This is a genomic window from Streptomyces spiramenti, from assembly GCF_012034385.1.
Classification (GTDB): domain Bacteria; phylum Actinomycetota; class Actinomycetes; order Streptomycetales; family Streptomycetaceae; genus Streptomyces; species Streptomyces spiramenti.
Genome location: NZ_JAAVJB010000172.1, coordinates 1 through 11,615 on the forward strand (window position 1 = coordinate 1; position 11,615 = coordinate 11,615).

Consider the following 11,615-nt stretch of genomic DNA (forward strand, 5'->3'; position numbering starts at 1 on the left):
GTCCGGCCCCGCCCCCGTGGGAGCCGTTTCCCGCCCCGTGCGGTCGGCACGGGCCCTGCCGCGCCCCGCTCCGCCACTGCGCTGCCCCGCCGGCGTACGGCTGCCGACGGCCCCGGGGCGGGTCCGGCGCACCGCCCGGCCGACATCTCGGGCACATGGGCCGGTCCTCTCCGGCCCGGTACGGCCCGGCGCGGTCGGCTCGCGAGGCCGGGCACCTGCTTCCCCAGCCCTGTGCTCCGCCCCGTACCGCCCCAACGGCCCTGTGCGACCGTCGTCGGCGCCACGTGCCCGCCCGCCCCACGCGCCCGCCCCGTGCGGCGGGTGCTGCCGGCAGGGGCCCCGATCCGCTGGAGAGTCCCCCGTGCCCCGTGCGATCCTCGATCCCGTGCGGAGTCATCGAGTCAGCCCAGTCTTCGTCGGTCGCGCCGGCGAACTGACCCAGCTTCGGCAGGGTCTTGCCCGAGCCCAGCAGGGCGAGCCGCAGGCTCTGGTCATCGGCGGCGAGGCCGGCGTCGGAAAGTCCCGGCTGCTGGCCGAGTTCACGGCGCACGCCGCGGGGCTCGGTGCCCTGACCGCCACCGGCGGCTGTGTGGAACTCGGCACCGACGGCCTGCCCTTCGCCCCGGTCGCGGCGATCCTGCGGTCCCTCCACCGCCAACTCGGCGACGCGCTGCCCGGCGCCGCCGCCGGGCAGGAGAACGAACTGGCTCGGCTCCTCCCGGAACTGGGGGACTCCGGCCACGCGCCCCCGGGCGAGGTGGACCGCGCGCTGCTCTTCGAGTTCACCACCCGCCTCCTGGAACGGCTCGCCACCGACCGGACCATCGTCGTCACGGTCGAGGACCTCCACTGGTCCGACCGATCGACCCGGGAACTGCTCGGTTACCTCTTCCGCTCGGTGAACCGCTCTCGTCTGATGGTCCTCGTCACCTACCGCACGGACGACATCCACCGCAGACACCCGCTGCGACCGTTCCTCGCCGAACTCGACCGTCTCCGCAGCGTGCAGCGGATCGAGCTCACCAGGCTCAGCCACCCCGAGGTCTCGGCCCAGATGGCAGGCATCCAGGGGGCGCAGCCCGATCCTGCCGTGGCACGCTCCGTCTTCACCCGCTCCGAGGGCAACCCGTTCTTCGTCGAGGAACTCACGGCCGGCGGCGGCTCCGGCGACATCAGCGACTCCCTGCGTGACCTGCTCCTCGTCCGCGTCGAAGCCCTTCCCGAATCCACCCAGGAGGTGCTGCGCATCGTCGCCGAGGGCGGGTCGTCCGTCGAGCACGTCCTGCTCTCCGCCGTTGCCCGCTGCTCGGAGAACGAGCTGCTGACCGCGCTGCGCGACGCGGTCGGCAACAACCTTCTCGTGCCGACCGACGACGGGGACGGCTACCGCTTCCGGCACGCGCTCATGCGGGAGGCGGTCGTCGACGACCTGCTGCCCGGGGAACGCGCCCGGCTCAACCGACGCTACGCGGAGGCGCTGGAGGAGAGCGGCCATCTCGTGCCCGACGACCAACTGGCCGCCCGGAAGGCGCGCTACTGGCACCTCGCCGGTGAGCCCTCGCGCGCCCTGCCCGCTGTGCTGGATGCGGCGGTGCAGGCCCGGCGCCGCTACGCCTATGCCGAGCAACTGCGGCTACTGGAGCGGGCAGTGGAACTCTGGGACGGTGTTCCCAAGGAAGTCCGGCGCACGCTGCGCCCGGCCGACCACATCGAGAGCTTCCCGGCCACGGACCCGGAACAGCCACTGCGATTCCGGGACCTCCTCGCGGAGGCGGTGCAGGCCGCCCGCCAGTCGGGCCAGCCCGACCTCGCCTGGGCCCTCACCAAGCAGGCACTGCGGCTGCTCGACGAGCAGGAGGACCCCCTGCGCGCCGCGTGGTTCTGGGTGAACCGTTCCCGCGCGCGCGACCAGCTGGGTCGCGGCAACGGCCTGGAGGAGCTGGAACGGGCCCGCGCCCTGATCAGCGGCCTGCCGCCGTCCCTCGGCCATGCCCACGTGCTGGCCGCCGTCGCGTCCTGGCAGGCGGTCAACCACCCAGGGCCGGATAGCTTCGGGTTCGCGGAGCGCGCGATCGAGATGGCGCGGGTGACCGGCGCGGTCTCCGTCGAGCTGCACGCCCGGTTCACGCTCGCCAACCTCAAGGCCGACGCCGGCGACGTGGACGGCGGCCTCGCCGAGATGCGCGCCGTCCGCGACCAGATGCTCCAGGTCCGGATACCGCCCTCCAGCAACAACATCGGGCGCGCTCTGGTGAACTTCGCCGGCGCGCTGGCCCGCTACGGCTGGCTGCGGGAGGCCCGCGACGCCGCGGACGAGGGGCTCGAACTCTGCGACCGCTTCGGCCTCTCCGAGGCCAAGCCGTGGCTCCAGGCCAACCGGGGCAGCGTTCTGACCGACCTCGGGGAGTGGACGGCCGCGGAGGAGGCGCTCACCTACGCGGCCGACACCGGGGCCGAACCCAGGCCCCGCTCCAGCGCCCACGCCCAGCTGGGACTCCTCCGGCTGAGCAGGGGCGACGTGGAAGGAGCCGAACGGGCGTTGGCGGAGGTCCGCGCCCTCATCGACAGCGGGGAGGTACCGCCCCAGTACCGGCTGCCGGAGGCATGGCTCGCCATGGAGGTGTCCGCGGCGACCGGCCGTACCGCCGAGGCACGGGCGCACCTGGCCCGTGCGTTGGAGGGCGAGCCGCCGCCCTACCTCACCACGCTCATGTGGCGGTTGCTGCCCGCCGCAGCCGCCGTCGAGGCCGACGCCCGCGGAGCCGCCCCGTCCTCCGACGGTGCCGGGGAGGTACTGGGTCGCATCCAGGCGGCGGCCTCACGCCTGCCCACGAACATCGAGCCGTGGGCCACCGGCGAGATCCACCTGCGGGCGGAGCGGGCACGCGCGGAGGGCGAGGACCGCCCCGAGCACTGGGAGCGGCTGATCGAGGCACTCGAAGCGCCCCGCGCCACCTCAGTTCTCACCCTCGCCTACGCCCGGCGCCGACTCGCCGAGGCACTGATCGCGCGGGGCGGGAGCCGCCGAGCGGCGGCGGAGCAGCTCCGGTCCGCCCGAGCCGCAGCGGACCGGCTCGGCGCCACCCCGCTGCGCGCCGACATCGACAGACTGGCCAAGCGAGCCCGGCTCGACGTGACGGGGACGGGCGGCAGCCGCCGTCCCGGCCGCGCCGGGGGCGGAGCCGGGACGGACGCGGGACCCGACGGCACCATGGGGCTCACGGCCCGGGAACGCGACGTCCTCTCCCTCGTCGCCGAAGGCCGCAGCAACCGGCAGATAGCGGAAGCGCTCTACATCGCGCCGAAGACGGCGAGCGTCCACGTCTCCAACATCCTGGCCAAGCTGGAGGTCTCCAGCCGAGGGGAGGCAGCGGCGTTGGCGCACCGTCTCCGCCTCGTGCAGGTGTCCTCCGACCAGGGCGTGTCTGGGGAACGGCGCCGGTAAGGCCCGCCGTGCCTGGTGCGGCGGATCGCAAGGCGGAGCATCGCAGATGCTACGTGGGCGCCGTCGCGGATTCGGTGACGCAGGGGTGCGCGGTGCCAGGCGTTGCGGCCCCGCGTACGGTCCGAGCGACATGCCCTGGCCTCCCGGTCTGGCACGCCCGGCGCCGCGCACCCGTGCCCCGTCCGGTGCGCGGGGCACGGGGCGGGGCGGGGTCACCGTGCGATCGGCGGTCGGCCGGCGATCAGCCGGCCACCGCGTGGCCCAGTTCCTCGGCCGCCACGGACCAGAAGGTGTTCCCGTCGGCCACTGCGGGCGCATCGATCTCGCGGAAGCGAGCGACCAGAGCCTCCGTCAGCTGCTCGCCGGCCTCATGCTCCGGCCCCGGGACAGCGGCCTCGCCGGCTGCCGCGATCCGTACCGACGCCTCACGGTAGGCCCGCGAACAGGCCACGAGTTCCGGCAGCCCCGTGTTGACCAGGTTCGGGTCGCCGCCCTCGGGCACGCCCCACACTCCGCCCTCGGCGCGATCCACGCCGATGAAGCTCAGCCCTTCGTCGCGGGCGACGACGGCGAGTTTGCGGTCACCCGCCTCGCGGTTGGCGAAGGGGGCCGCGAGCCAGGTCCCCGGGTACGGGAACGCCTCCCGCTGGTCGAGGAGTTCGGCGAGTTCGACATCGTCCATGCGCCGAGTCTAGATAACCGCGGGCCCGCCGCGTCCCATCCGGCCCGCCCTGCAGCCGCTCCGTCCGGAAACCGCTCCCCACCGCAACCCGGCGCGGGGCCGCCGCGCGTCACGCGTGCGACCGGAACGGGACCCGCCCCGTGCGTCCGCCTCCCGCCGCCCCGTGCGCCGGTTCCTCACCGCACGGGGCGGTGGTGACGTCGGTGCGTCAGCTGACGGTGAGTCGCAGCAGCCGGTCGTCCCCCTCCTCCGGTGTTCCCCGGGTGTCGGTCTCGTTGGTGGCGAGGAGCAGTTCGCCCGGCCCCACGGCCAGCACCGCCCGCAGCCGGCCGTACTCACCCTCCAGGAACGCCTCCGGTTCGCCGGCGTCGCCGGACTCGTCGAGCGGGACCCGCCAGAGACGCTCCCCGCGGAGCGTCGCCATCCACAGGGCGCCGTCGGTGTAGGCCAGCCCGCTGGGGGAGGCCTGGTCGGTGGGCCATTCCGCGACCGGGTCGACGAATCCGGCGTCCTCGCCGCCGCTGCCCTCGAACTCCGGCCAGCCGTAGTTGCCGCCCGGCTCGATCAGGTTCAGCTCGTCCAGGTCCCGCGCGCCGAACTCCGAGGCCCACAGGCGGTCGCGGTCGTCCCAGGCCAGTCCCTGCACGTTGCGGTGGCCGAGCGAGTACACCAGCGAATCCGGATCAGGGTTGTCCTCCGGGATCCCACCCTCCGGCGTCATCCGCAGAATCTTCCCGGCCGGTGAGTCGGGATCCTGCGCGAGGTCGGGCTCCGCGGCGTCGCCTGTGGCGGCGTAGAGCATGCCGTCCGGCCCGAAGGCGAGCCCACCGCCGTGGTGGATCCGGGTGTCCTTGGGAATGCCGTCGAGAACGACCTCGGGTGCGCCCAGCGCGCCGTCCGCGTAGTCCATCCGCACGACCCTGTTGTCCGACGCGGCCGTCAGGTAGGCGTACAACCGACCCCCGTCGTCGAGGGCCAGACCCAGCAGTCCTCCTTCACCACCCGGGGCCACCCCGTCGATCGTGCCGACCTCCGAGGTCTCGCCCGAGGAGGGGTCCACCCGCAGCACGGTCGCCTCGTCGCGGGAGCCGACCAGCAGGTCGCCGTCGGGCAGTTCCACCAGCCCCCAGGGCGAGGGAAGGTCCTCGGCGACCGTTCCGGCGACCTCCACCGTGCCTTGAGCGGGGGCCGCACCCCCGCCACCCGGCTCTTCGGTGGAACCGTCGGTCGAGCCCTCCTCCGGGGTCCCCTCCGCCGAACCGCCGGTATCGGAGGCGGAGTCGTCCGCGTCCTCTCCCGAGCAGCCGACGGCGAGCACCGCGAGCGCGGTGAGAGCGGCGGCCAGTGAGCGTTGTGAGCGGGGCCGTGCGGACATCGGTGACGCCTCCCAGCGTGAACGGTGCGGTCGGTTCCGCACGTCTACCCGCAAGCTACGTCCCGACCCGTCGCTCGGCCGGTTCGCCACGGCAGCTCCCGCGCCCCGGCGACGAGGCCTGCCGCCGTGCACCCACGCCGTCGCGCGGGGCCCGCACGGGGCGGCGGGCGGGCGGTCGAGGCGGCGCGGCTTGGCCGGGCCCTGGGAGTCCCCGCGCGGTGCGCCCCGTGCGGGGTGCGTCCGGTGCGCACGGAGCCGGCGCACGCGGGCGGGCCGACGCGGCTCAGCCCCAGGCGTCCAACGCCTCCGGCAGTCCCCTCAGCTCCACCAGGTCCGACGGGGTCAGGACGACCCCGGCCGCCGCGCAGTTCTCCCTCACCCAGCGCTCCTTCTTCGTCCCCGGCACCGGTATCACCTGGTCGCCCAGGGCCAGCAACCAGGCCAGCGCCACCTGGGCGGTCGTCACACCGCCGTGCCGCGCCGCCACGCGGCGGAGGGCGGCGACCACCGGCTGGTGCTCCGCCATCATCGCGGCCGTGAACCTCGGATGCCTCGCGCGGGCGTCGTCGGGCTCGAACCCTCGCCCGGCGGTCAGGGTGCCTGTCAGGTAACCGCTCCCGAGCGGCATGGCGGCGAGGAGCGTCACGCCCCGTGCCCGGCACCACGGCAGCAGCTCGGTCGCGGCACGGGGAGCCCAGACCGACAGCTCCGCCTGCACGGCGCCCACCGGGAAGACCTGCTGCACCCGGTCGAGCAGCCGCAACGCCGCCCCGTAGCCCCCGGTGGGGACGGCCCCCGCCGCACGACCTGTCGCCGACGGTCGGCGCGGCCCCTGTCCGATGACATCGAGCGCCGACAGGCCGAGCGAGCGGACCTTGCCCGCACGCACCAGCTCCGCCATGGCGCCCCAGCTCTCCTCCACCGGCACGTCCGGGTCCGGCCGGTGCAACTGGTAGAGGTCGATCCAGTCGGTCCGCAGCCTCCGCAGGGACGCGTCGCACGCCCGCCGGATGTAGTCGGGGCGGCCGTTGGTCACCAGGTGCCCCTCGCTCGCCAGCAGCCCGCCCTTGGTGGCGACGAAGGCCGTCTCACGTCGGCCCAGGAGGGCTCGGCCGAGCAGCAGCTCGTTGGTGAACGGTCCGTAGCTGTCGGCGGTGTCGAGCAGCGTCGCGCCGAGGTCCAGAGCCGCGTGGACGGTCCGCACCGACTCCTGCCCGTCGCGCTCCGAAGCGGTGTAGGCCCAGCTCATGGGCATGCAGCCGAGCCCGATGGCCCCCACCCGCAAGGCTCCCGCGCCCACCGTGGTGTTCCGCACCCCTGTCGTTCCTCCCCGCGTGCCCACTGGCGGTGTCCGACGCTCCGCGACACCCGCCGTCGTCGCCCGTGGCCCGATACGTCCCGCGCTCCCGTTCACGCGCCGTGGCGCACGGGGTGTTGTGTGTCTCCGTCCTCCGCGCGCCTGAGCGAGGCGTTCAACGTAACCGCTTCCGGCCCCTGACTCGCGCGCCGCCTGCTCGATACGCTTTCGTCCATGACCACCGGTGACGCTTGGCTTCCGCTCCCGATCGACCAGCTCGGGCCACTGCCCACTTCGTTGAGCTACCACTTCTGGGACGGCGACGGGGAGTTCCCGGCCGACCCGGCCGACTGTGTCTTCTACGGTGTGCCCTACATGCGCCCGCCCTCCGTCGTGACCGCGCCGCTGCCCACGATGGGCCGCGTCCGCGTGGTGCAGACGCTGACCGCCGGCTACGACCACATGCTGCCCTCCCTGCCCTTCCTCGACGCGGGCGCCGTGTTGTGCAACGCCGGTGATCTCCACAACACGAGCACGGCCGAACTCGCGCTCACCCTGACGCTCTCGGCGCTGCGCGGTGTGCCCGAGGCGGTGCGCAACCAGCTCGACGGCCGATGGGCCGGCCGTGTCCTGCCCTCGCTTGCGGACCGCAGCGTGCTGATCCTCGGGTACGGGGGCATCGGTGCCGCGGTCGAGGAGCGGTTGCTGCCCTTCGAGCCGCGCGGCATCGTGCGGGTCGCCGGCTCCGCCCGGCAGGCGGCCCGCGGGCCGGTGCACGCCGCGGCGGATCTGCCGCGGCTGCTGCCCGACGCCGAGGTGGTGATCGTCTGCGTGCCGCTCAACGACACGACGCGCGGTCTCGTCGACTCCGCGTTCCTGTCCCGCATGGGGCGGGGCGCGTTGCTGGTCAACGTGGCGCGCGGCGCGGTCGTGGACACGGACGCGCTGCTGACGGAGACCTTGTCCGGCAGGCTCCTCGCGGCGCTCGACGTGACCGACCCCGAACCGCTCCCGGCGGACCATCCGCTGTGGCGGTCGCCCGGTGTGCTGATCACCCCGCACGTGGGCGGTGCCTCCTCCGCCTTTCTGCCCCGCGCCGTCCGCATGCTGCACGGTCAGCTGTCCCGATTCGCGGTGGGCGAGCCGCTGCGGAGTGTCGTGGCCACGGGCGGCTGACGTGCTCACCCGGTGCTCCGAATACCACATAACCGGCCGCGAAGGGAGGAAATTCGCGCAGTAGTTACCCTGTGTCGTGAATGGATGCCATTCTGTGACCGACTGGTGTATCGTCCCACAGGGGCGTGCCCAGGACGCAGGGGGCGATACGCGAATGCACTGTCCACGAGAAGCAGTTGACGGCCGGGCCGGGGAACCCGCAGTGGCCGAATGCGCCGCCGGGGCGGCGCCGAGAAGCGGCCTGGTACGACAGGTCGCCCTCGCCGCCGTGTGCGCGGCCTACGCGGTGGGCGCCGCCCTCGGGTGGGGTTCCGAGGAGCTGGCGCTGATCATGGGCGACTTCGGCCTCAGCGTCGCGGCCCTCCTGGCCAGCGGTTCCTGCCTCTGGTACGCCCGTACCCGAGCCGGTGAGTTCCGGGCGGCCTGGGTCCTCTTCGGTCTCTCCTCCCTCATGGTCGGCCTCGGCAACGCGGTGTGGGGCTGGTACGAGGTCGTCCTCGGCGAGCCGGTGCCGCGGACCTCCGTCGCCGACCTCTGTTTCCTCCTCTTCGCACCGCTGGCGATCGTCGGGTTGCTGCTGCTCGCCAAGCGACCGGTCTCGCGGGCCGGCTGGCTGTGCCTGGGGCTCGACGCCTCGCTGATCGCCGGGTCGTTGCTGGCGCTGTCGTGGTCCGTCGCCCTCACCCACACCGCGCAGTCCCAGGGGGAGACGGTGATCCGCGCCGCGCTCGCGCTCGCGTACCCCCTGCTGGACATCGTCCTGGTCACGATGGTCCTGGTGCTGCACTTCCGGCGCACCGCGGCCCACCGGGCCGCGGTCAACACCGCGCTCGGCGCGCTCAGTCTCACGGTCCTGTGCGACGCCCTGTTCACCTCCCCCCTGCTGCGCGACCAGTACAGCTCGGGGCAGCTCCTGGACGCCGGCTGGTTCGCCGGCTCGCTGTTACTGGCCTGCGCCCCCTGGACACCGAGTGCGACCGCTCCCGTCGGGCGGCCCGCCGACGGCCCCGTTGAGGCGGGCTCACCGTCCCCGGAAGCCGACGCCGCGGCGCAACCCGACGGCTCGCAGCCCACGCCCGCGACGGAGATCTCCGCACGTCACGCCCCCGACCCCCCTCTCGCCCAACCGCTGTCGGGGCCGATCGCCGCGCTGACGCCCTACCTCGCGGCGGCCGTCTGCACCCTCTCGATCCTCATCACCGTGACCAAGGGCCGCGCCGTCGACCCCGTGGTCGTCGGCACCGCCTGCGCGGTGGTCCTCGCCCTGCTGGTACGTCAGGGCATCACCCTGCGCGACAACATCATCCTCGCCGGGGAACTGGCGCAGCAGGAGAGCCACTTCCGCTCCCTGGTCCAGGGCTCCAGCGACGTCATCATGATCGCCGCGCCGGACGGCGTGCTGCGTTACGTGAGCCCGGCAGCCGCCGGTGTCTACGGGCTGCCGGCCGAGGAACTGGTCGGCAGACGCCTGTCCGACCTCATCCACGCCGACGACCTCGGCCGCGTCGAGTTCGAGCTCCGGCGTTTCCTCTCCGTGCCGCCTGCGCGTGAATCAGTGACGCGCGTTGAATGCCGCGTCCTCCACGGTGGCGGCCGGTGGCTGAACGTCGAGTCCTCGGTCAACCGGCACCACAGCGGTCTCATCTTCAACAGCCGCGACGTGACCGAACGGGTACGCCTCCAGGCCCAGCTCCAGCACAGCGCCTCCCACGACGCGCTCACGGACCTGCCCAACCGCGCGCTCTTCACCGAACGCCTGCGACAGGCCATCGACAGCCGGCGCACCGGCGAGGGCACTCCGGCGGTCTTCTACATCGACCTCGACGGCTTCAAGGCCGTCAACGACACCGCGGGCCACCAGGCGGGCGACGAACTGCTGATCCAGGCCGCCCGGCGGCTGCGCGACTCCGTACGGTCGGGGGACACCACCGCACGGCTCGGCGGAGACGAGTTCGCCGCGCTGCTCAGCCCCTGCCCGGCGGCGAGCTCCGGCGACCCCGGCACCCCCACCGCCGTCACCGGAGGCGCGGCAGGTGACGACTGCCACGCCGGCGGCGAGCCCTGCCGGTCCGGCCAGGTCCGCACCGACCAGGTCCTCGACATCGCCGAGCGGGTGCGGACCGCGCTCTCCCGGCCCTACCTCGTGGAGGGGCGGGAGGTCCGGGTCGCCGCCAGCATCGGGATCGCGTTCGCCACCCCCGGCTGCACCCCCGCCGTGCTGCTCCGCGAAGCGGACGTCGCGATGTACCGCGCGAAGCAGGCGGGCAAGGGCCGCGTCGAGCTCTACGATCCGGAGTCCCACGGTCAGGGGCCCGCACCCGCGACGCCGGTCACGCCCTCCGCCGGCGGCCACCACGCCGCCCGGACGAGGCCCCCGAGGGGCGTCGCCCGCACTGCGGCGCAGGCCGTGGGGGAGGACGCCCCCGCCGAACGCACCCGAGCCCAGGGCGTGCCCTGCCCGCTCATCCCCGCCGCCCGCAGCGGCGAGAGCCCCCCGCCGGCCCTGCGGCTCACCCACCAGCCGCAGGTGTCACTGGAGGACGGGGCGGTCCACGGACTGGCGTTGCGGCTCATCAGCTCCGCGGGCAGCGACTGGTCCGCGGTCGCCGCCCAGGGCGCGACCCGGGCGGTGCGCTCCGCAACGGGACGCGAGGCCCCCGAGGCCCGGGGCGGGGAGCCCCTCGAAGACGGTCGCCCCTCGGATGCACCACCGCCCCCTTCCGCGCGGGCAGGCGGACCCGGGGCCGCCGAGACCGGACCGGGCAGGCTGCCGTCGTCGTCGCCGCAGCGGGTGGGCCGGTCCGGGGGGCTCGCACGTGCGGCGCCCCCGGTCCGGTGGCTCGCCGTCCGGTCCGCGCGTGTCGGGGGCCGCGGGACCGGCCGGGGAAACACGGGCACCGCTCCCCGTCGCCCCGAGGCCGTCGACCCCGTGGAGGAACCGACCCGTCCCGCTCGCGCCGGTGGTCCCCGGCCCGTTCCCCGCGAGCGGACCGACGCCCCGTCGCACCGTCCGGGAGGCATCCTGGTAGACCTCGCCGCCGCAGGCGCCGCCGAGCGGCGGCGCCGGGGGCACGAGCTGCCCGTCACCGTCCCGCTGCGCCCCGAGGCCGTGCTGAGCGCGACCGTCTCGGCGGAGACCGTGGCCGCGACCCTGGCCAGGTACGACCTGCCGGCCCGCGCCCTCACTCTCGCGCTCACCGACGCTGGTCCGCTCCTCGACGACGCGGACTACCGTCGGTGCCTGGACCGCCTCGGCGCCCTCGGGGTCGGTATCGCGGTCGACCTCGGCGACGGCGCGGTGCCGCCGGCGGCGCTCCGGCGGCTGCCGATCACCGAGATGCTGCTGGCGCGAACGCTGGTCGCTGGGCTCCCCGACTCCGCCCGTGCCCGCACCACGGTCACGGCACTGGTCGCCCTGGGCGGTGAGCTGGGTCTCGTGGTCGTCGCGGACGGGGTGGACCGGCCCGACCAGGCCGCGGTTCTCCGCTCGCTCGGTTGCCGACGCGGACAGGGCGCCGCGCTTGGTGGACCGCTCGACGAGGTGGCCCTCGCCGCGGCGCTGCGGGCCGGGGACCTGCGGCGCACGCCGTCCCGGCGCGCCGCGGCGGACCCCGGCCCACTGCGGTGGCTGCGCGAGGCC

General features: G+C 74.5%; 6 protein-coding genes. 3 read left to right on the top strand and 3 right to left on the bottom strand.

Features of this window, described 5'->3' with window-relative positions; all coding sequences use genetic code 11:
* Positions 1-385: 385 nt before the first annotated feature.
* Positions 386-3,445, top strand: a complete 3,060-nt coding sequence (locus HCJ92_RS17905) for a helix-turn-helix transcriptional regulator (protein WP_338054240.1) — start codon at positions 386-388, stop codon at positions 3,443-3,445.
* 241 nt (positions 3,446-3,686) lie between these two features.
* Here the strand turns inward: HCJ92_RS17905 and HCJ92_RS17910 are convergent, their stop codons facing one another.
* The 3 genes from HCJ92_RS17910 to HCJ92_RS17920 form a co-directional block, all read right to left on the bottom strand.
* Complete coding sequence (locus HCJ92_RS17910) at positions 3,687-4,127, bottom strand: SUKH-4 family immunity protein (RefSeq protein ID WP_167934628.1); 441 nt, start codon at positions 4,125-4,127, stop codon at positions 3,687-3,689.
* Between the two features lie 208 nt (positions 4,128-4,335).
* Positions 4,336-5,502 carry a PQQ-dependent sugar dehydrogenase gene (locus HCJ92_RS17915; protein ID WP_167934629.1) on the bottom strand — a complete coding sequence of 389 codons (1,167 nt, stop codon included), beginning with the start codon at positions 5,500-5,502 and terminating at the stop codon, positions 4,336-4,338.
* Between the two features lie 283 nt (positions 5,503-5,785).
* Complete coding sequence (locus HCJ92_RS17920; protein ID WP_167934630.1) at positions 5,786-6,817, bottom strand: aldo/keto reductase; 1,032 nt, start codon at positions 6,815-6,817, stop codon at positions 5,786-5,788.
* 216 nt (positions 6,818-7,033) lie between these two features.
* On the opposite strand from HCJ92_RS17920, the gene HCJ92_RS17925 reads away from it, so the two are divergent.
* On the top strand, positions 7,034-7,975 hold the full coding sequence (locus HCJ92_RS17925) for a 2-hydroxyacid dehydrogenase (RefSeq protein ID WP_167934631.1): 942 nt from the start codon (positions 7,034-7,036) through the stop codon (positions 7,973-7,975).
* Between the two features lie 154 nt (positions 7,976-8,129).
* Positions 8,130-11,615, top strand: a 3,486-nt coding sequence (locus tag HCJ92_RS17930) for a diguanylate cyclase domain-containing protein (RefSeq protein ID WP_167934632.1), incomplete at its 3' end; no start/stop codon positions are given.